Origin of the sequence: Massilia oculi, from assembly GCF_017582745.1 — a bacterium.
Taxonomy (GTDB): domain Bacteria; phylum Pseudomonadota; class Gammaproteobacteria; order Burkholderiales; family Burkholderiaceae_D; genus Telluria; species Telluria oculi_A.
The window spans coordinates 117294-137190 of sequence record NZ_JAFVIM010000010.1; the positions used below are offsets into that span (position 1 = coordinate 117294).

A 19897-nucleotide genomic window follows, 5' to 3' on the forward strand; every position below is an offset into this window, starting at 1 on the left:
AGTTCACTCCGTGTTCAGTTCAATTCGGTCCACCTGGCGTGGGCGGCGCTTGCTGCTGCGACGCCGGGTTCAGCGGGTCCATCTCGTCAGGCACTTTCAACTTCGTCGGGCGATCCGGGTAATCCCCTTCACCCTTCCTGTAGGCGCGCAGCTGGTAGACATAGGCCAGCACTTCCGCCACCGCCGAGTACAGCTTTTCCGGGATCTCGTCGTCGATATCGGTATGCTTGTACAGGGCGCGGGCCAGGGCCGGGGCTTCCATCAGCGTGACCTTGTGTTCCTGGCCCAGCTCGCGGATCTTGGCGGCCACGTCGTCGATGCCCTTGGCCACGACCCTTGGCGCGCCCTTGCCGTCCGTATACTTCAGCGCCACTGCATAGTGGGTCGGGTTAGTGACGATCACATCAGCAGTAGGTACATTTTGCATCATCCGGCCGCGGGCCATTTCGCGCTGCAACTGGCGAATCTTCCCCTTAATCTGAGGATTGCCGTCCGACTCCTTGGATTCCTGGATCATTTCCTGGCGCGTCATTTTCAGTTTGTCTTTCCAGTGCCATAACTGGTAAGGACCGTCGATCAGGGCGATGAAGCCCAGCGCGCCGACGATGAACAGGAAGGATTTGCCGATCATGGCGCCCACGTGGGCGCTGCTTTCGTTGAGGGGTTCGACTGCCAAGCCGAGCATCGCCTCCTTCTGGCCGCTGACCACGATATAGGCCACCACGCCCACCACGATGGTCTTGGCGACCGCCTTGAACAGTTCGACCAGGGCATTTTTCGAGAACATATTGCCAATACCCTTGATCGGGTTCAGCTTCATGAAGTTCGGCATGAAGGCCTTGGACGAGAACAGCCAGCCGCCGATCAAGAGCGGCGAGACCAGGGCGATGACCATGATGGCGCCGGCGATCGGCAGGCAGGCCAGCAGCACGCCGACCAGGTCATTGAGGATGCGCTCGATCAGGATGGCGGGATTGAAGACCTGTTCGCGGTCGAGCGACAGGCCGGACTTGAGCGCCAGGCTCAGTTTACCGACGAGCATGCCGCCAAAGACCCAGAGGCAAGCCCCGGCGGTCATCAGGACGGTGAAGGTGGCCAGTTCCCGCGACCGGGGAACGTCGCCTTCCTCGCGCGCCTTCTCGATCTTCCGGGGCGATGCGTCTTCTGTCTTCTCTGCGTCGCTATCTTCCGACATCCTTACTCCGCCAAACTATTTCACATACGCCTTTGTACCGCGCAAATGAAATTATCGCCGGAATTGCCGTGCGGCTAGCAAGAAAACAGAGGGAGAAACCGACCGCTTTTGCGGCCGGTAGGCATTACATGCGGCGGCGGACGAAAGCTCGTGCCGGCTGCTCGCGGCCGAGGTCGGACAAGGGCGCTGCCTGGTTGGCCGCGCTCGGATTGGCGACGCGGGCCGACACGATGACCGGAGAAATCACCGGAGAAATCACCGGCGCGGACATCGGGACGATCGGGGCGACCGCCGGCTTGACCACCTTGACGGTGGCCGTAGTGGCCGGCGCCAGCGGGGTGGCGATATGGTTAGGCAGGCGGCGGCGGGCGCGCCAGGCCGCGACCACCAGGCCGTACACGACCAGGTACAGCGCGAAGCTGGCGATCACACCCTGCATCAGCACGTCGGGCGTGTTCGCATGGTTGACGGCCAGCGCGGCTGGCACCAGGGCGATGCTCCACGACACCGGCGACACGCAGGCATTGCGCAGCGGCGCCGGCAGCATGCGCAGGTAGCGCGCGGTGATCGCCGTCTTGACCAGGCTGTGCAGGTGCCAGCTGTCCGGATGGCCCGGATGGCGGCGGCACCACAGGCGGCGGCAGATGGTGAACAGGGTTTCGAAGACCGGATAGGCGCAGGCCAGCAGCGGCGCCCAGGCCGAGACCGACGGATTGCGGTAGACCAGCATCACCGACAGCCAGGCCAGCAGGAAGCCCAGCAAGTAGGCGCCGCCGTCGCCGAGGAACAGTTTACCGAACGGGAAATTGACGACGAAGAAGCCGGCGGTCACCGCGCAGATCACGAAGCACAGCTGGGCCAGGTGGACGTCGCCAGCGCCCAGGGCGATCAGGCCCAGGGTGGCCAGCCCGATCACGACCGTGCCGCTGGCCAGGCCGTTGAAACCGTCGATGATGTTGACCGCATTGGCCACGCCGCCCACCGCGAAGGCGGTGAACAGCACCGAGAACGGCAGCCAGCCCAGCAGGCCGTCGAGCGGCGCCAGGCCGGTGTATTGCAGGGTGACGCCGGTCAGGAACCAGCAGACCGCGCCGCTGGCCATGGTCGCGAGCAGGCGTGCGCGCACCGACACGGTGCGGGTCAGGTCTTCGGCCAGGCCGAACACGAAGGCCGGCAAGGCGGCCACCAGCACCGGCAGCAGCAGTTCCTGCTGCGCCTGCGGCAGCACGCCCAGCGCCATCCACAGGCCGATCATGATGGCGGCGCCGCCGATGCGCGGGGTCGGGGTGATATGGAATTTCTGCACACCGCGCGTCGCGTCGAGCGAATAGCGCCCGTGCCAGCGTGTTGTGAACACGAGCAGGAGGGAGCAGATCAGCGATGTGGCAAAGCCGATTTCGAGGCCGGCCATGGGAAGGTTATTAATACTCATAGAACCACTTTGTTAACTCGTCAATTCTATCGCATTTCTTGTTGATTTTCCGGCAAACGTGCTCGGCTACGGATTCTATCCCAATGTCACAAATGCTCTGTTCCGTCACGCAAGCCCTTGATTGTGAAAGAACAATTCGACGATTCTAGGGAGATTGCGATCTGACAATCAATCACCCTGAAACTTCTCCTAATATTTCTCGACAAATTGTTACACTTTTCTCCAGTGACATTTGGATAGATTTATTTCTCGTTCACAAATAAGGTGAACCATGGCCATACATAATCGAAAGCCGCAAACTTTCATTTCCTGCATTGTGTTATGCCTGAGCGCCCTACACCCGGGAACGGCCCGGCCGCAGGACGCCCCTTCCCCCGAATTGCTGGAAGCCCGGGCCCGCCTGCTGGAAGCGGAAACCCGGCAGGCGCTGGCCGAGGCCGAACGCGCCGAACTGCTGGCGCGCCTGCCGCCGGTCCAGGCCAAGGCCTTGAGCGGCAACGTCGAAGCGGGCAAGTTCGGCGCCGCCGGCCTGGCGCGCGCCTTCGACCTGGCGCTGGAACTCGCGATTGACGTCTGCGCCGGCCTGCCCCAGGACCGCCAGGTCACCCTGTACGACCCGGTCGTCAGCCAGGGCGTGGTGGCGGCCCGCACCGTCGACGGCGCCCTGGCACGCACCGCGCAGGAATTGGCCGAGCGCAATCTCGAACTGCAACGCTACATTAACGCGCAGACTCCGCAATCGGCTGACCGCCGTCCGGCAATACCGCTGATCTGGCTCACGGCGCCCACGGTATTACTACGCGCCGGCGCCGACCTGGCCAGCCTGTTCAAGAGCGACGCCACCTTCACCGGCATTGCCTATGGCGACGGCGCGCGCGCCCTGTTCGCCAGCGCGCTCGCGCGCAGCTGCCCCACCCGTCTCGCCGGACTGAGCGGCGGCTATATGGGCGAACTCGATATCGCGCGGCATGACCGCCTGCTCGAGCGGGTCAGGCTGGTGGGGACTGAACGGTCGGTGCTGGCCCAGCACGCGGCGCGGCTGGAAGTGCTGGCCGACGCCGCCAAGGGCGAGCTCAGGAAGGAACTGCAGGCCGTCGAGGCCGCCGCCAGGGCCCAGCTGAAGGCGGTCGACGCCTTCACCGAGGGCTTACGGGCGGGCGAGGCCAGCGACAAAAGCCCCCTGTTCACCGCCGCGCGCTACCTCGGCCAGGCCGAACGCAGCGCCAGCGCCCTCGTGCTGGACGTCGACCTGCGGCTGGAAGGCTTGACCCAGGTGCGCGGCAACCTGTTCGGCGGCGAACGCCTGTCCCTGTCCGGCGTGGCCTTCCTGTGGTACCGGCTGCACGAGCCGGACGGCCGGCTGCTGCGCGCCGACGCGCTGCGCCGGATCAGCCGGCCGGTCGAAGTGGAATTACGTGGGAAGCAAGCGGACGACGCATTCTGGAACGCGCAACCTTGAACCGTTACCGCCAGAACGTCGTCCCCGCGGAGGCGGGGGCCCAAGCTTGCATGCAGCGCGGCAACGCAGACAGCACTTAGGTCCCCGCCTCCGCGGGGACGACGTGCAGGTGTCTCAGGCCGAATGCGGATGCTTGAGCGTCTGCTCGATCGCCCCGAACAACGATTTGCCGTTCTCATCGAGCATCTCGATGCGCACCGTGTCGCCGAACCGCAGGTACTGGGTGACGGCTTCGCCGCCATCGATTATTTCCTGCCAGCGCTGCGTGGCGATGCTGGCGTAACCCGGCGTGTGGCGGCGCGTCGCGCGGTTCGCCACCACGCCGGTGCCGACGATCGTGCCCGCCGCGACCTTGCGGCTGCCGGCCAGCGCCGCCAGCAATTGCGGGAAATTGAAGGCCATGTCCTCGCCCGCCTCGAGCGTCCCGACCGGATTGCCGTTCCACACCACCCGCAGCGGCAGCGCGGCCTTGCCGCCGCGCCAGGCCTCGCCCAGCTCGTCCGGCGTCACCGCCACCGGCGCGAAAGCGGTTGCCGGCTTCGCATGCAGCAGGCCCAGGCCGGCGGCCCGCTCATCCGTCACCAGGTTCTGCAGGGTGACGTCATTGGCCAGCAACAGCAGGCGGATCTGGCCGTTCGCCTCGTCCGGCGTCGCGCCCTGCGCCAGGTCGCCGCTCACGACCGCCAGTTCGGCGCCGAAATCGATGCCCCACTCCTCGCGCGCCAGCACCAGCTCTTGCCGCGGGCCGAGGAAGCCGTCGCTTGCCGCCCAGGCCAGCGGCGGCGTGTCGCGCCAGGCCGCCGGCAATTCGGCGCCAGCGGCGCGGCGTTCCAGTTCATGGTGATGCAGGTAAGTAGCGGCAGACACGCGCCCGCTGGCGCGCGGCAGCGGGGCCATGCAGCGGGCCGGGTCGAAATCGAAGGGACGGCGCGCCTTGCCCTCGTTCAGTTGGCGGTACAGGGCGTCGAGCTGGGGCGCGATGAAGGCCCAGTCGTCGAGGGCGGCGCGCAGGCTGGGCGCGATGCCGTCGGCGACGTGGGCGGTCTTGAGGTCGCGCGACACCACGGCCAGCTGGCCGTCACGGGTGCCGTCGTCGAGCGTGGCGAGTTTCATGGAGGCCTCCTGATTCGAGGCCGCCATTCTACGATACGGTTCAGTACTTGACGATCACGCCGGCGCCGAGGACACGCTGGAAGTAGTTGTAGTCGATCATGCTCTGGCCGTAGCCCGAGAAAGCGTGGATATAGCCCTTGACCGGGCCCGCCAGCGGGAAGGCCCAGCCAAGCTGGACCGCGCCCTTGTCGGTGCTGAAGTTACGCCGCACCATGGCCGAGAGCTCGTGGCCGCCGCCCAGGCGGTAATTGCCTTCCAGTTCGAAGCGGCCCATGTAGTCGACGATGTCCGGATTGTCGTCATCCTCGTTCGACTCGTTGATGCGCTTCCACATCTTGGCCGTCATCGTCAGCGGACCGCGTTCCAGGCCCAGCTGGGCATACACCCGGTTCCAGCTGCGCGACAGTTCCGACGACTGGCCATTCGACTGGTGCACGAAGCCCAGGTTCAGGAAGCGCACGTTGACGCCCGCCAGCGCGAAGTCGAGCGGCGTCACCGCCATCACTTCAGGCTGGTAATTGGTTTCGCGGAAAGGGCTGGAAGCGCGGTGGTTGGCCGCCTGCCAGAAGCTGTTCTGGGTATAGCCGAACCAGACGTCCACCGGCGACTCGAACAGCGTCTCGGCCAGCTTCATCTTGAAGCTGAGCTGGAATTCCAGCTCGGCCTTCGACAGGCCTTCGGCATCCGGATCGCTGTCCAGGAAGTCGCGGTAAGGCTCCTCGTTCGGCCGGTGGGTACGGGTCGCCATCAGGTAGCTCGGGCGGTGCGGACGGAACTTGAACACGCCGCGCTTGTCGCGCGCGTCGAGTTCCCAGTGGCTGCTCAGCGTGTACTGCGATGCGGCCTGCACCACCGGATCGACCGAGGCGGTGCGGTCCACCGCGCTGGTACGCGGCGCGTCGAAGGCGCCCTCGGCCACCGGCGGCGTGGTCGGCACCGGCGGCACGGCGGCCGGGGTGGTGGGCGTGGCCACGGCGGCCGTGGCCGGACCGGTGCCGGCGGCAGCGGCGGCCTGGCTGGCGGCGACGCCGTCGAAGCAGGCCAGGCGCTGGCTGCCGTCGGCGATGGCGGCGCATTCCGCCAGCGTTTGCGGCGCGGTCTGGGCCAATGCCGGCAAGGCCAGCAGGAGTGGGATCAGGGCGATGGTATGGGGAAGGCTCGGGCGATAAGCGTGCATATTTATTGTTCTATATCAAAACGTTCGCGCAGCAACTGATGTTCAGTTGCCATCGCGCGTAAGTGTCGCGGATATTTCTTATCGATGTCGCACGTATTGCATCCAAGCATGCGACTACCGCCGCCCTCCGCCCACGGATCGATCAGGCCGGCACCAGCAGATCGAGCTGGGCCTGGTCGAGGAAGCACCATTCGCCCTCTTCGAGGCCGAGCGATTCCAGGGTCAGGCCGCCGATCTGCGAGCGGTGCAGCGCGCTGCAATGGTTGCCGGCGGCGGCCAGCATCCGTTTGACCTGGTGGTATTTGCCCTGTTCCAGCACGATCTCGAGGGTATGTTCGCCGCGCTGGACGCAGGACACCGCCTTGAGCGGCGCCGGCTCGTCGTTCAGCTGCACGCCGGCCAGCATGTGGGCGACCAGCTCGTCGGTCACCGGCTCGGCGGTCGTGGCCTGGTAGACCTTGGGCACGTGGCGCTTGGGCGAGGACTGGGCGTGGATGAAGGGGCCGTCGTCCGACATCAGGAGCATGCCCGTGGTGTCGTGGTCGAGGCGGCCGACCGGCTGCACCTCGCGCCAGGTGAACTGTTCCGGCAACAGGGTCAGCACGCCCGGATGATGGCTTGGTTTACGCGAGCATTCGAAGTTGGCCGGCTTGTACAGCGCGATGTAGACGTGCTCGCGATAAGGCCATTCTTCGTCGAACACGGTCAGGACCAGGCCGTCGGTCTCGAAGGTGGCCTTGTAGCTGTCGACGGTCTCGCCATTGACGGCGACGTCGCCGTCCTCGATCAGCGCGCGGCAATATTTGCGGGTGCCGAATCCCTGCGATTGCAGGATACGGTCTAGGGACAATTTACTCATGGGCCGAGACTTTACCAGATGCGCAGGCCCCTTGGGAAAGCGTTGCCGGGGCAAATCTGTTAGCGTTATCGGTAAGGCTGTCAGCGATATCGGGAAAATTTGGTAGCGTTACCTCCGACCCATTTTGCATGCGCTCGTTCATTTGAGCAGCGTCAAGCCTTTCGAAATTCGCATTGATAGACTTCAACACGTTAGGAATCCGCCTAACGGCACCTAAGGCATCCTTGTGATGGGGAGGCCATAGCCAGAGGATAGGAATGAACGTGAACGACGATCTCGACACAGCAAATGGAAAGCTTTCCGCTCAGGAGTCCCATTGTGCGCGGCAACGGCTCGCCAAGGACCACGCGGCGCTTTTCCCCACCCGACTCGCCATGGCGCGCTGGCGGGGCGGCGGCCTCCCCCACCTTCATGGCGGCCATCCGCCGTTGCGCGCCGCCTGGTATGCCAGCACCGTGCGCGACCACCAGGCTTGGCTCGACCGTGGTGGCTTTGCCCAGCACGAAGAGCTGATACCCTTGCGAAACCCGGCGATGTGGCATCCGCCACAGGCGAGCTTGTCGCAAGGTGGATTGCATGTCCCACAACAAAATAACCAATACCCAACGCAGCAGAATTCCCAATCGCCCTGCCGTTCGGATCGCGATGGCGATTCCCGGCAGTGCGGCACGTGTACCTGAACCGGCACGCCTTCCGGCAGGACGCCGGAGGCACTTCGATGAGACCGGAAAACAGGGCGACGGAAAAACTGGAAGAGAGCAGCAGCCGTACCGATGAGGTACATCCCGATGAAGTACATCCCGATGAAGTACATCCCAATGAAGTACAAATGGAAACGACGGCCGAGGCCGTCGTTTCCGTTCCTGCGGTAGGCAAGCCATTTGGCAAGCCTCCCAGGGACTTACTACCGTGAGGAATTGAATTCTCTCGAAACCGCACCGCGTGCGGTGGATAGCGGGTCGCCCTCCGGGCCGATCGAAGCATTTGCCTCTTGACCCTTGCTGCTCGCGCTACCGTTCCACTATAGCCGCTAGCCGTCGGTATTCAAGTACAAAATGTTCAACGCAATTTCGGCACGGCGCCGTGATACGCCGCCTTGACCGCGCTTTCGCCGACCGCGGCGCCAAATTTCTTGAGCACCCTTTCTGGTAAGCCTTCGTGCGCCGTGTAGTCGACGATGTCCTCGGCCTTGACGATGTCGCGCGCCACCGTGTCGACGGTGCCGAAGGCGTCGGCCAGCCCCATGTCGACCGCCTTGGCGCCGGTCCAGTACAGGCCGGAGAAGGTTTCCGGAGTTTCCTTCAGGCGCTTGCCGCGTCCGGCGCGCACCACCGCGATGAATTGCTGGTGGATCTCGTTGAGCATTTCCTGGGCGTGTTCGCGGTGCTTCGGGGACTGCGGGCTGAACGGATCGAGGAAGCCCTTGTTCTCGCCGGCCGTCATCAGGCGCCGCTCGATGCCGAGCTTGTCCATGGTGCCAGTGAAGCCGAAGCTGTCCATCAGCACGCCGACCGATCCGACGATCGAGGCCTTGTTGACGTAGATGCGGTCGGCCGCCGAAGCGATGTAGTAGCCGCCCGAGGCGCAGATCTCGTCCACCACCACGTACAGCGGTTTATCGGGGTAGCCGCGCTTGAGGCGCTGAATCTCGTCCACGATGATGCCGGCCTGCACCGGGCTGCCGCCGGGGCTGTCGATGCGCAGCACCACCGCCGCCGAGCCGGGATCGGAAAACGCCTTGTTGAGCGAGGGGATCACGGTATCGGCCGCGCCGCTGCCTTCGGCCTCGATTTCGCCGTTGATTTCGATCAGGGCCGTGTGGCGGCCCAGGTTTTCGACGTCGCCGCTGCCGAAATTGAAGTCGTAGTATGCCCACAGCGCCAGCAAGGCGACGCCGAGGAAGCTCAGTTTGAAGAAAATGCTCCAGCGCCGGGCGCGGCGCCGCTCCTGGACGGTGGCGAACACCAGTTTCTCGAGCGTTTCGCGCTCCCAGTTGCCGATCGTCGGATTCGATGCGAGCCGGCTGTCGCCGGGATGGTCATGGCTCGTTTGGTCACTCATAAAGTCGGAAGGGTCGACGGCGAGCGCTATTCCTGCGCAGGCGCGCGGAACCGCTCGTCGGGCAGCCAGTATATCTTGCCCGCGCCTTCGTGTACGGCGATCGGATGCAGCCGCCCGCCGCGGCAAGGACCCCCGGTGCACTTGCCGCTGCCGGGCTCGTAGACCGCGCCATGGGTGGCGCACATCAGGTACTGGCCGCCGGACTCGAAAAACTCCCCTTCGCGCCAATCGAGCTCGATCGGAACGTGGGCGCAGCGGTTCAGGTAGCCATAGACCTGGCCGCCGTGGCGGATCGCGAAACCGGTGGCCGGCTGCCCCCAGGCCAGCAGCGCGAAGCGCACGCCGCGGCCGGCGTCGAGCAAATCATCGGCATCGCACACGAACAGGCGCTCATCTCCCGCCATCTGCGAATTCCCTGGTTCAGGCATGCTCGAGCAGCCAGGCGTGCAGCTCGGGGATCGAGCGCGCCGAGAACAAGGGGTGGCAGGCTTGCAGCTGGGCCACCGGGTGGGCGCCGAACTCGACCGCGATGCCGGAGGCGCCGGCATTGTTCGCCATCATGAGGTCGTGGGTGGTGTCGCCGATCATCACGGTGCGGCGCAGGTCCTGGCCCAGTTCGCGGGTCAGTTCTTGCAGCATGGCGGGATGGGGCTTCGAGAATGTCTCATCCGCGCAACGGGTAGCGTCGAAGATCGACAGCAGGCCGGTGGCGTTCAAGGCCCGGTTGAGGCCCACACGGCTCTTGCCGGTGGCCACGGCCAGGAAATAGCCCTCGTTGTTAAGATCGGCCAACATCTCGCGAACGCCCTTGAACAGTACCAGTTCGTGATCCTTGGTGAGGAAGTGATAACGGTAGCGCTCGACCATGCGCGGATACATGGCCGGCTGGATGTCGGGCATCACCGCCTGCATCGCCTCGGCCAGGCCGAGGCCGATGACGTGGGCGGCCGAGGCGTCGCTCGGGACCGGCAGGCCAAGGTCGCGCGCCGCCGCCTGGATGCACTTGACGATGGCTGCCGTGCTGTCCATCAGCGTGCCGTCCCAGTCGAACACGATCAGGTCAAATTGTTTTCTTGCCATTATTTAGCGGCGACGCAGGGCGCCTGTCTCCTTAGTTTTTTGATCGTGCGCAGGTGTTATATCACGCACTTGGCTCTCCCAAGCTTACCAAGAACCGCTCGCACTCTTCAGGCATCGGCGCGCGCAAGGTCATCCGCTCGCCGCTGTCCGGGTGCGTGAACGTGATCTGGTGCGCGTGCAGGAACATGCGCTTGAGCGCCCCGCGTCCCTGGCCCGCCTTGTGCAACTGTTTATTGAATGCAAAGTCGCCATACTTCTCGTCGCCCAGGATCGGGAAACCGCTCGAGGCCAGATGGACCCGGATCTGGTGCGTGCGGCCCGTCTTGAGCTCGGCTTCGAGCAAGGCGAAATCCTGCCATTTTTTCAAGAGATTGAAAATGGTATGCGCTTCCTGGCCGCCGGCCTGGACCACGACCCGCTTCTCGCCATCCGCCGTCGTGTATTTATGCAGCGGCAGTTTGACGTGCTGGCGCTTGTTGTGCCAGTCGCCCTTTACGGCCGCGAAATAACGCTTGTCGGTCGTCCCGTCGCGCATCTGGTCGTGCAGATTGGTCAGCGCGCTGCGCTTCTTGCCGATCAGGAGCAGGCCCGAGGTTTCGCGGTCGAGCCGGTGCACCAGTTCCAGGAACTTGGCTTGCGGCCGCGCCGCGCGCAATTGCTCGATCACGCCGTAGGACACGCCGGAGCCGCCATGCACGGCCACGCCGGCTGGCTTGTTAATGACGAGCAAGTGCGCGTCTTCGAAGACGATGGGGAATTCGGTCCCCGGCACGGTGTCGTTGCTGGCCTTCTCGGCGATGCGGATCGGCGGGATGCGCACGGTATCGCCCTCGGCCAGGCGGTACAGTTGGTCGATCCGGCCCTTGTTGACACGTACCTCACCTGAACGGAGGATGCGGTAAATATGACTCTTCGGTACGCCTTTGCAGACACGCAACAGGTAGTTATCGATACGCTGTCCGGCGTCTTCTTCGCCGATTGTGACAAATTGCGCCTGCAGAGCCTGTTGTGATGAAGGGGGAACAACATCGTTTTGGGTCGCCATTCGCTCTGTCTTCCCAGAAATTCTCTCTAAGTCCTTCATTTTGAATATATAATCGACAGGCGGCGGTCAAACCTCTGCTGGTGTAAGAATTAAAACGATATTTTACACAGGGGCGCGCTCCATCGGCCCCGCTCATTGCAAATTCGATGGAAAGTAACGTGTACGCACATCCTTGCGCCGATCAGGGTTGCACCTGCAGTTGTAATCGGGTTGCGCACAAGGATGCAGGATTGGATTGTCAGGATTCTTTAGGATAAGTACCGGCAAGCAAATCTTGCTTGTCGGGTGATGGTGTCGATAACGCTTGTCGTTTTCGCCGGGCCCGATGCAGGGCCGTCCTCGAGACTTGTGAGTTAGGCTGTCTTTTCGCCTCCAGGTCCTGGACGGTCGTCGGCTTCGAGCCGGGCTGGTTGTAGCACACCCCCTCGCTCCGCTGTGCCACCCCAACGTGGTGGCAGGCGGCCAGCGCAGGTCGCGGCGTGCGTGGACAATGACGTTCGGCCCCACAGCGCCCTGTTGCGGCAGCGACGCGGTGTTCACTCGCAGTTTTACTCGCGCGGTGGTCACTGTTTTCCGCTGTATCGCACGCCACGGGCATTCCCCTCCTGAACTCCCATCCCCGCATACATCCCTGTAGCTGCGCCGCCCGCGAGGGCGGCCATCACACGGCCCACGGGTCGCGGAGTTTATAAAAATGAAACGTATGTTGTTTAACGCTACGCAGCAAGAGGAGCTGCGCGTAGCGATTGTCGACGGTCAAAAACTGATCGACATCGATATCGAGACCGCCGGTCGCGAGCAACGCAAGTCAAACATCTACAAGGGTGTCATCACCCGCATCGAACCCTCCCTCGAAGCCTGCTTCGTCTCCTACGGCGAAGACCGCCACGGATTCCTCCCCTTCAAAGAAGTCGCCCGCTCGTATTTCCGCGAGGGCGTCGACGTGCGCAACTGCACCATCAAGGAAGCGCTGAAAGAAGGCCAGGAAATCATGGTCCAGGTCGAGAAGGAAGAGCGCGGTAACAAGGGCGCCGCCCTGACCTCGTTCATCTCGCTGGCCGGCCGCTACCTGGTCCTGATGCCGAACAACCCGCGCGGCGGCGGCGTGTCGCGCCGCGTCGAAGGCGAAGAGCGCCAGGAACTGCGCGAGACCATGGACAAGCTCGACCTGCCGCAAGGCATGTCGGTGATCGCCCGCACCGCCGGCATTGGCCGCAACGTCGAAGAGCTGCAGTGGGACCTGAACTACCTGATGCAGCTGTGGCGCGCGATCGAAGGCGCCGGCAAGTCGGCCGCCGGCGCTTTCCTGATCTACCAGGAATCGTCGCTGGTCATCCGCGCCATCCGCGACTACTTCCAGCCCGATATCGGCGAAGTCCTGATCGACACCGACGAGATCTACGAACAGGCCCAGCAGTTCATGAGCCACGTGATGCCCGACATGGCGCACCGCGTGAAGCGTTACAGCGACGACGTGCCGCTGTTCTCGCGTTTCCAGATCGAACACCAGATCGAGACCGCCTACGCGCGCACCGTGCCGCTGCCATCGGGCGGCGCGATCGTGATCGACCACACCGAAGCCCTGGTCTCCATCGACGTCAACTCGGCGCGCGCCACCCGCGGCTCGGACATCGAGACCACCGCCTTCAACACCAACTGCGAAGCGGCCGACGAAGTCGCCCGCCAGCTGCGCCTGCGCGACCTGGGCGGCCTGATCGTGATCGACTTCATCGACATGGAAGTGGCCAAGAACCAGCGCGAAGTCGAGCAGCGCCTCAAGGACGCCCTGCACCACGACCGCGCCCGTGTCCAGATGGGCAAGATCTCGCGCTTCGGGCTGATGGAGCTGTCGCGCCAGCGCCTGCGTCCTTCGCTGTCGGAAGGCTCGCACGTGACCTGCCCGCGCTGCTCGGGCACCGGCCACATCCGTGATACCGAATCGTCGGCCCTGCAAGTCCTGCGTATCATCCAGGAAGAGGCCATGAAAGAGAATTCGGCCGCGATCCACGTGCAGGTGCCGGTCGACGTCGCCGCCTTCCTGCTGAACGAAAAGCGCGGCGAAGTGCTCAAGATCGAGAACCGCCACCGCATCACCGTGATCCTGATCCCGAACAAGCATCTGGACACCCCGCACTACAAGCTCGAGCGCATCAAGCACGACGATCCGCGCCTGGAAGACGCGCACGCCAGCTATGCGATGGCCGAGACCGCCGACACCGACATGGCCTACGCCAAGCGCCAGAAAGAAGAAGCGAAGCCGCGCCAGGAAGCCGTGGTCAAGACCATCACCCCGGCCCAACCGGCCCCGGTGGTCGACCGCAGCGAAGCGGCCAAGCCGGCGAAAGCCGCCGCCGCGCCGGCCGCCGCCCCCGCTCCGGCTCCTGCCGAAAAAGGCTTCTTCGGCCGCCTGCGCGACTTCTTCTTCGGCAAGCCGGAAGAACCGGCCCCGGCGCCCGTCGTGGCCGAGAAGCCGGCCGCGCCTGCGCCGGCCGAGCGCGGCGACCGCAACAACCGCAACAAGGGTGGCCGCAACGGCGGCCGCAATGGCGAGCGTGGCGAACGCGGCGCCAAGCCGGGCCGTGAGCGCGAAGAGCGCGACGCGGTTGCCAAGGGCACGGCAGGTGAAGAGCTTGCCAAGGCGCCACAGGGCGACGAGGCCCGCGAAGGCCGCCAGCCGCGCCAGCCACGCGAGCGCAAGCCACGCGAGCCGCGTGAGCCGCGCGAACTGGCCGAAGGCGCAGCGCGCGCCGAGGGCGCCGAGCGTCCCGATCGTGCAGAACGCGGCGAGCGCAAGGAGCGCCAGCCACGCCAGCCGCGCGAGCGTACCGAGCGTACCGAGCGCACCACCCAGGCCATCGAAGCCAAGCTCGACGAAGTCAGCGTGAGCCAGGTCGTCGCCACCGAGATCGTCGCGGTGAGCACCACCGGTCCGGACGGCAGCCAGGAAGTCGTGCAGCAGGTCGTGAAGTCGGTGACGACGATCGGCCCGGATGGCGAAGAAATCGAGGGCGAAGGCGACGAGCCGCGTCGCCGCCGCCGTCGTGGCGGCCGCAACCGCAATCGCCGCGACCGTGACCAGGTCGAGGGCAGCGAAGCGCTTGAAGGTTCGGACGAGGCGCCGGCATTCACCCCGGTAGCCGATGAAGAGGCCGCCAAGGTCGCCGCTGCCGCCAAGGCCGCGAAGGCCAAGCCGGCGCGCGCCGCCACGCAGGATGCATGGCCGTTCCCGACCGCCGCGTCGGTGGCCGCTGCGAAGGCGGAGGCGGAGAAGGCTGCCGCTCCTGCGCCTGCACCTGCTGCGCCTGCCGCTCCTGCCCCGGTCGCAGCGGCGCCGGTGGCTGCGGAACAGATCCCGTTCCCGACTGCGGCTTCGGTTGCTGCTCAGCAGAGCATGTTCCCGACCGCGGCGTCGGTGGCTGCGGCACGCGCCGAGGCCGAACCGGAAGCTGCGCCGGCCCCTGCACCCGCCCCGGCTCCGGTCGAGCAGGCGCCAGCGCCGGCTCCGGTGGTCGACACCGCGCCAGTGGCTGCACCGGTTGCCGCGTCGGCAGTCGAGACGGCTCCGGCGGCTGCACCAGCCATCACCGTCGCGCCGACGCCAGCCGCCGCGCCTGCGGCCAGCGCACCGGCGCCTGGCGCCGCGCTGGCTGCTGCTCCGGCAGCGCCAGTCGAAGCACCGGCCAAGCTGGACGAAGTGCTGGCCCAGGCCGGCCTGCAACTGGCGGCGACCGACCCTGAAAAACTGCGCGCCGCCCAGGAAGCCGCAGTGGCAACCCCGGTTCGCCTGGGCCGCGCCCGCAAGCCAGTGGTCGCGCCGGTCGACGAGCCGCTGGTGCAGGTCGATACGCGTCAATAAGCCTTAGTTCGCTGCCTCAGCACGTCGTTCCCGCGCAGGCGGGAACCCAAGTACTGTGAGCGTTATCGCAACGCTTGCTAACTTAGGTTCCCGCCTGCGCGGGAAGTCTTTTTTGGCAGTGCCAAAAAAGACGTTTTTAGGCTAACGGAAAAATGTCACTTAGCTAAACGAGGTCAAGCCTTTGACCTCATTCCCAAGTGGCGCGGGCAGCTTCATCAGCACCGTGCTATCGTACTGAAATGGCTGAAAAAATCATTCTGATCAATGACCTGCGCTCATCCGCGCTGCAGGTCCCGGCCGTGCTTGACGCGCCGACTGGCCTGCTCAGCGACGCGCTCGGCCGGCCCCTGCACGACCTGCGCATCTCGGTCACCGACCGCTGCAACTTCCGTTGCGTGTACTGCATGCCGAAGGAAGTCTTCGACAAGGATTACGAATACCTGCCGCACGGCGACCTGCTGTCGTTCGAGGAAATCACGCGCGTGGCGCGGCTGTTCGTCGCGCACGGCGTCGAGAAGCTGCGCCTGACCGGCGGCGAGCCGCTGCTGCGCAAGAACCTCGAGCGCCTGGTCGCCATGCTGCGCGCGCTGCCGACGCCGAGCGGCCGTCCGCTCGACCTCACGCTCACCACCAATGGCTCGATCCTGGCGCGCAAGGCCCAGGCCCTGAAAGACGCCGGCCTGGACCGCGTCACGGTCTCGCTTGACGCGATGGACGACAAGGTGTTCCGCAGCATGAACGACGTCGACTTCGCCGTCTCCGACGTGCTGCACGGCATCGACGCCGCCCACGCGGCCGGCCTCGGGCCGGTCAAGGTCAATATGGTGGTCAAGGGCGGCACCAACGACGACCAGATCCTGCCCATGGCGCGCCACTTCAAGGGCTCGCCGACCATCCTGCGCTTCATCGAGTTCATGGACGTCGGCGCCTCGAACGGCTGGAATATGCGCGACGTCGTGCCGTCGCAGGAAGTGGTGCGGCGCATCTCGGCCGAGCTGCCGCTCGAACCCGTCGCGGCCAACTACAGCGGCGAGACCGCCTCGCGCTGGCGCTACGTGGACGGCGGCGGCGAGATCGGCGTCATCTCGAGCGTCACCCAGGCCTTCTGCGGCGACTGTTCGCGCCTGCGCCTGTCGACCGAGGGCAAGCTGTACACCTGCCTGTTCGCCACCCGTGGCCACGACCTGCGCGCGCTGCTGCGCGCCGGTCGCAGCGACCTCGAACTGTCCGGCGCCATCGCCCAGCTGTGGCGCGGACGGGCCGACCGCTATTCCGAGACGCGCACGGCGGAGACCGGCATCGGGCAGCGCGATGGGGCGCGCAAGGTTGAAATGTCCTATATAGGCGGATAATGGAACAAGGGATGATCAGCGGACTGGTATTGGCGGGCGGTCGCGGCTCGCGCATGGGCAATGTCGACAAGGGCTTGCAGCCGTTCCGGTCGAGCACCATGGTCGAGCACGTGCTGGCGCGCCTGCGGCCGCAGGTCGGGCCGGTGGCGATCAGCGCCAACCGCAACCTGGATGCCTACCGCGCGTTCGACGCGATGGTATTGCCCGATGAGATTGCAGACTATCCCGGGCCTTTAGCCGGCCTGGAAACCGGCCTGCGCCACTGCGCCACGCCCTACCTGCTGGCCGTTCCCTGCGACTCGCCGTTCCTGCCGGCCGACCTGGCATCCCGCCTGTCCGCCGCGCTGGAAACAGCCGATGCCGACGTCGCCTATGCCGCGACGCAGGAAGCCGGCCAGCGCCCGCAGCCGCATCCCGTGTTCTGCCTGGTGCGCGCCGACCGGCTGCCGCAGCTGTCGGCCTACCTGGCCGAGGGCGGTCGCCGGGTCGACGGCTGGTATCGCGACCTGAAGGCGGTCGAAGTGGTCTTCGACGACGCCGACGCCTTCCGCAACATCAACACGCTGGACGAGCTGCGCGGACTGGACGATCCTTCTCCGCCCTTCCCTGCCAGCCTGGCCCAGGTAGCAAGCTGCATCAACGGCTACGATCCGGACGCCCTGCGCGTGCAGGACGCCCAGCGCATCATCCGCGACTTCGTGCAACCCGTGCGCGCGGTCGAGATGGTTGCGCTGCGCGCTGCGCTCGGCCGCGTGCTGGCGCGCGACCTGGTCTCGCCGATCAACGTGCCGGCGCACGACAACTCGGCCATGGACGGCTACGCGCTGCGCGGCGGCGACCTGCCGGCCGACGGCACGGTCACGCTGAAGGTGGTCGGCGTCGCCTACGCCGGCAAGCCGATCGACATCGTTCCCGATCCTGGAGAGTGCGTGCGCATCATGACCGGCGGCGTGATGCCGGCCGGCTGCGACAGCGTGCTGCCGCAGGAATTCGCCGAGAGCACGACCATTGACACCGTCACCTTGCGCGCGGGCGCGATCCGTCCAGGGGACAACCGCCGCCTGGCCGGCGAAGACCTGAAGGCCGGCAGCGCCGCGCTCAAGGCCGGCCGCGTGATCCGCCCGGCCGACCTGGGCCTGTGCGCCTCGCTCGGCTTCGCCGAGATTCCCGTGCAGCGCCGCCTGCGCGTGGCCTTCTTCTCCACCGGCGACGAGCTGCGCTCGATCGGCGAAACGCTCGACGAGGGCTGCGTCTACGACAGCAACCGCTACACGATCTACGGCATGCTGCAGCGCCTGGGCTGCGAGATCATCGACATGGGCGTGGTGCGCGACAGCCCGGAGGCGCTGGAAGAAGCGCTGCGCACCGCCTGCGAGAACGCCGACGCCATCATCACCTCGGGCGGCGTCTCGGTCGGCGCGGCCGACTACACGAAGCAGGTGATGGCCCAGCTGGGCGACGTAACGTTCTGGAAGATCGGCATGCGTCCGGGCCGGCCGCTGGCTTTCGGCCGGGTGTCGTCCAACGGCCGCAGCGCCTTTTTATTCGGGCTGCCGGGCAATCCGGTGGCGGTGATGGTGTCGTTCTACTTCTTCGCGCGCGAAGCGCTGCTGCGCATGATGGGCGCCGAGGCGCCGCTACCGCTGCTGCGTGCGCGCTCGACCGAGGCGATCCGCAAGAAGCCGGGGCGCACCGAATACCAGCGCGGCATCGTCGCGCGCGGGGCCGACGGGGAGCCAGAGGTGCGCATTACCGGATCGCAGGGCTCCGGCATCCTGCGCTCGATGTCGGAGGCGAATTGCATGGTGGTGCTGCATGATGGGCAAGGCAGTGTCGCGGCGGGCGAGATGGTGGACATCTTGCCGTTCGAGGGGTTGTTCTAGCAATGATTGAACGCGTCGGCGGCACGGCCGCCAACCCTACGGTCGTTCATCCGCCGCATTTAAATCAATCGTCCCGCTCCAGGCCATCCGGCCCCAGCATCAACTGCGCCGCCTCGCTCGGCAACGCCTCCACCGACTTGAGCTTGCGCGCCATCTGACGGCTGCGCACCTCGGCGCTTTCGATGTTCTTGGCGGCCTTCTCCAGCGTCAGCTTGGTGGTCGCCAGCACGTCGCCGAACTTGGTGAACTCGGTCTTCACCGCCCCCAGCACCTGCCACACCTCGGAAGAACGCTTCTCCAGCGCCAGCGTGCGGAAGCCCATCTGCAGGCTGTTGAGCAATGCGGCCAAGGTCGACGGGCCGGCGATCGTCACCCGCAAGCTGCGCTGCAGGTCGTCGGCCAGGCCGGGACGGCGCATCACCTCGGCGTACAGGCCCTCGGTCGGCAGGAACAGGATGGCGAAGTCGGTCGTCTGCGGCGGCGACACGTATTTGTCGCAGATGGTGCGCGCTTCATTGCGCACCGCCCGTTCCAGCTCGGCGCCGGCGCGCGCCACGCCATCGGCGTCGGCTTCGTCGGCGGCCAGCAGCAGGCGTTCGTACTGCTCCTTGGGGAACTTGGCGTCGATCGGCAGCCACAGCGGCGCGCCGCCGTCGACCACGCCGGGCAGCTTGATCGCGAACTCGACCCGCGCATTCGAACCGGCCACCGTCTCGACGTTCTTCGCATACTGGTCGACGGTGAGCACCTGCTCCAGCAGCATTTCCAATTGCACCTCGCCCCAGGTGCCGCGGGTCTTGACGTTGGTGAGCACCCGCTTCAGATCGCCCACGCCGATCGCCAGCTGCTGCATCTCGCCCAGGCCCTGGTGCACTTTTTCCAGCCGCTCCGACACCTGGCGGAACGATTCGGAGAGGCGCGTTTCCAGCGTCGCGTGCAGTTTTTCGTCGACCGTCTGGCGCATCTCTTCGAGGCGTGTGGCGTTATCGCTTTGCAGGTCGCGGATCTTGGTTTCGAGCGTGTTGCGCACCTCGAGCATGCGCTGGGCGTTCGATTCGGTGAGGCTGCCCAGCGTCTGCTGCAGGGTGTCGGCGAAGCGCTTCAGCGCGCGCGCCTGTTCCTCACGCCCGCTGCTCGAATGCAGCTGCATCTGCTGGCGCATGCTGTCCAGTTGCTGGACGGTGGCATTGTGATACTGAGCCAAGTGAGAGGACAGTTCCTGGCGCGTCGCCTGGGCGCTCGACTGCAGCTCCTGGCGCAGCTCGCGTTCCAGGCGTTCGACGTGGTTGCCGTCGCCATTGCCGCGCATGCGCAGCAGGACGGCGACCAGCAGGCCGGCCACAATGACGAGGCCGACCAGGATGAGGATTTCGGCGACGGTCATG

The 19897-nt window shown here is 65.5% G+C and carries 16 protein-coding genes; 6 read left to right on the top strand and 10 right to left on the bottom strand.

Going from position 1 to position 19897, the window contains the following annotated elements; genetic code table 11:
• Window positions 1-19 precede the first annotated feature (19 nt).
• Complete coding sequence (gene flhB, locus J3U95_RS13685) at window positions 20-1195, bottom strand: flagellar biosynthesis protein FlhB (protein ID WP_208279129.1); 1176 nt, start codon at window positions 1193-1195, stop codon at window positions 20-22.
• 124 nt (window positions 1196-1319) lie between these two features.
• On the bottom strand, window positions 1320-2606 hold the full coding sequence (locus tag J3U95_RS13690) for an MraY family glycosyltransferase (protein ID WP_229519828.1): 1287 nt from the start codon (window positions 2604-2606) through the stop codon (window positions 1320-1322).
• A 400-nt stretch (window positions 2607-3006) separates the two neighbouring features.
• On the opposite strand from J3U95_RS13690, the gene J3U95_RS13695 reads away from it, so the two are divergent.
• The gene (locus J3U95_RS13695; RefSeq protein WP_229519829.1) at window positions 3007-4086 is read left to right on the top strand and encodes a hypothetical protein; all 1080 of its coding nucleotides are present in this window, start codon (window positions 3007-3009) and stop codon (window positions 4084-4086) included.
• Window positions 4087-4200: 114 nt separating this feature from the next.
• Here J3U95_RS13695 and J3U95_RS13700 read toward each other — a convergent pair whose 3' ends face one another.
• The 3 genes from J3U95_RS13700 to J3U95_RS13710 form a co-directional block, all read right to left on the bottom strand.
• Window positions 4201-5199, bottom strand: a complete 999-nt coding sequence (locus J3U95_RS13700; protein WP_208279132.1) for a fumarylacetoacetate hydrolase family protein — start codon at window positions 5197-5199, stop codon at window positions 4201-4203.
• A gap of 40 nt (window positions 5200-5239) precedes the next feature.
• On the bottom strand, window positions 5240-6376 hold the full coding sequence (locus J3U95_RS13705) for a phospholipase A (protein WP_208279133.1): 1137 nt from the start codon (window positions 6374-6376) through the stop codon (window positions 5240-5242).
• Window positions 6377-6518: 142 nt separating this feature from the next.
• Window positions 6519-7235: a pseudouridine synthase gene (locus J3U95_RS13710; protein ID WP_208279134.1), complete on the bottom strand. Its 717-nt coding sequence runs from the start codon at window positions 7233-7235 to the stop codon at window positions 6519-6521.
• A 257-nt stretch (window positions 7236-7492) separates the two neighbouring features.
• On the opposite strand from J3U95_RS13710, the gene J3U95_RS13715 reads away from it, so the two are divergent.
• Window positions 7493-7915, top strand: a complete 423-nt coding sequence (locus tag J3U95_RS13715; RefSeq protein WP_208279135.1) for a hypothetical protein — start codon at window positions 7493-7495, stop codon at window positions 7913-7915.
• Between the two features lie 38 nt (window positions 7916-7953).
• On the top strand, window positions 7954-8148 hold the full coding sequence (locus J3U95_RS13720) for a hypothetical protein (protein ID WP_208279136.1): 195 nt from the start codon (window positions 7954-7956) through the stop codon (window positions 8146-8148).
• A gap of 146 nt (window positions 8149-8294) precedes the next feature.
• Here J3U95_RS13720 and J3U95_RS13725 read toward each other — a convergent pair whose 3' ends face one another.
• The 4 genes from J3U95_RS13725 to J3U95_RS13740 all read right to left on the bottom strand — a co-directional run bounded on the left by J3U95_RS13725 (window position 8295) and on the right by J3U95_RS13740 (window position 11421).
• Window positions 8295-9296 carry a S49 family peptidase gene (locus J3U95_RS13725; protein WP_208279137.1) on the bottom strand — a complete coding sequence of 334 codons (1002 nt, stop codon included), beginning with the start codon at window positions 9294-9296 and terminating at the stop codon, window positions 8295-8297.
• A gap of 26 nt (window positions 9297-9322) precedes the next feature.
• Window positions 9323-9700 (bottom strand): Rieske (2Fe-2S) protein, encoded by a 378-nt coding sequence (locus J3U95_RS13730; RefSeq protein WP_208279138.1) that lies wholly within the window; start codon window positions 9698-9700, stop codon window positions 9323-9325.
• A gap of 16 nt (window positions 9701-9716) precedes the next feature.
• The gene (locus J3U95_RS13735) at window positions 9717-10376 is read right to left on the bottom strand and encodes an HAD-IIIA family hydrolase (protein WP_184239105.1); all 660 of its coding nucleotides are present in this window, start codon (window positions 10374-10376) and stop codon (window positions 9717-9719) included.
• Between the two features lie 61 nt (window positions 10377-10437).
• A complete protein-coding gene (locus tag J3U95_RS13740) occupies window positions 10438-11421 on the bottom strand; it encodes an RluA family pseudouridine synthase (RefSeq protein ID WP_208279139.1) in 984 nt (327 codons plus the stop codon).
• Window positions 11422-12115: 694 nt separating this feature from the next.
• On the opposite strand from J3U95_RS13740, the gene J3U95_RS13745 reads away from it, so the two are divergent.
• From J3U95_RS13745 to moeA, 3 genes are all read left to right on the top strand, one after another.
• On the top strand, window positions 12116-15277 hold the full coding sequence (locus J3U95_RS13745) for an Rne/Rng family ribonuclease (protein ID WP_208279140.1): 3162 nt from the start codon (window positions 12116-12118) through the stop codon (window positions 15275-15277).
• A 239-nt stretch (window positions 15278-15516) separates the two neighbouring features.
• A complete protein-coding gene (gene moaA / locus J3U95_RS13750; RefSeq protein WP_208279141.1) occupies window positions 15517-16629 on the top strand; it encodes a GTP 3',8-cyclase MoaA in 1113 nt (370 codons plus the stop codon).
• A gap of 11 nt (window positions 16630-16640) precedes the next feature.
• Window positions 16641-18512: a molybdopterin molybdotransferase MoeA gene (gene moeA, locus J3U95_RS13755; protein ID WP_208279142.1), complete on the top strand. Its 1872-nt coding sequence runs from the start codon at window positions 16641-16643 to the stop codon at window positions 18510-18512.
• A gap of 64 nt (window positions 18513-18576) precedes the next feature.
• Here moeA and J3U95_RS13760 read toward each other — a convergent pair whose 3' ends face one another.
• Window positions 18577-19896: a DNA recombination protein RmuC gene (locus tag J3U95_RS13760; protein WP_208279143.1), complete on the bottom strand. Its 1320-nt coding sequence runs from the start codon at window positions 19894-19896 to the stop codon at window positions 18577-18579.
• Between the last annotated feature and the right edge of the window lies 1 nt (window position 19897).

Bases quoted from the DNA above. Each gene is read 5' to 3' on its own strand.
- J3U95_RS13760 (WP_208279143.1), bottom strand. From the start codon at position 19,896: ATGACCGTCGCCGAAATCCTCATCCTGGTCGGCCTCGTCATTGTGGCC.
- flhB (WP_208279129.1), bottom strand. From the start codon at position 1,195: ATGTCGGAAGATAGCGACGCAGAGAAGACAGAAGACGCATCGCCCCGG.
- J3U95_RS13730 (WP_208279138.1), bottom strand. From the start codon at position 9,700: ATGGCGGGAGATGAGCGCCTGTTCGTGTGCGATGCCGATGATTTGCTC.
- J3U95_RS13740 (WP_208279139.1), bottom strand. From the start codon at position 11,421: ATGGCGACCCAAAACGATGTTGTTCCCCCTTCATCACAACAGGCTCTG.
- J3U95_RS13690 (WP_229519828.1), bottom strand. From the start codon at position 2,606: ATGGCCGGCCTCGAAATCGGCTTTGCCACATCGCTGATCTGCTCCCTC.
- J3U95_RS13705 (WP_208279133.1), bottom strand. From the start codon at position 6,376: ATGCACGCTTATCGCCCGAGCCTTCCCCATACCATCGCCCTGATCCCA.
- J3U95_RS13715 (WP_208279135.1), top strand. From the start codon at position 7,493: ATGAACGTGAACGACGATCTCGACACAGCAAATGGAAAGCTTTCCGCT.
- moaA (WP_208279141.1), top strand. From the start codon at position 15,517: ATGGCTGAAAAAATCATTCTGATCAATGACCTGCGCTCATCCGCGCTG.
- J3U95_RS13745 (WP_208279140.1), top strand. From the start codon at position 12,116: ATGAAACGTATGTTGTTTAACGCTACGCAGCAAGAGGAGCTGCGCGTA.
- J3U95_RS13700 (WP_208279132.1), bottom strand. From the start codon at position 5,199: ATGAAACTCGCCACGCTCGACGACGGCACCCGTGACGGCCAGCTGGCC.
- J3U95_RS13735 (WP_184239105.1), bottom strand. From the start codon at position 10,376: ATGGCAAGAAAACAATTTGACCTGATCGTGTTCGACTGGGACGGCACG.
- J3U95_RS13720 (WP_208279136.1), top strand. From the start codon at position 7,954: ATGAGACCGGAAAACAGGGCGACGGAAAAACTGGAAGAGAGCAGCAGC.
- moeA (WP_208279142.1), top strand. From the start codon at position 16,641: ATGATCAGCGGACTGGTATTGGCGGGCGGTCGCGGCTCGCGCATGGGC.
- J3U95_RS13725 (WP_208279137.1), bottom strand. From the start codon at position 9,296: ATGAGTGACCAAACGAGCCATGACCATCCCGGCGACAGCCGGCTCGCA.
- J3U95_RS13710 (WP_208279134.1), bottom strand. From the start codon at position 7,235: ATGAGTAAATTGTCCCTAGACCGTATCCTGCAATCGCAGGGATTCGGC.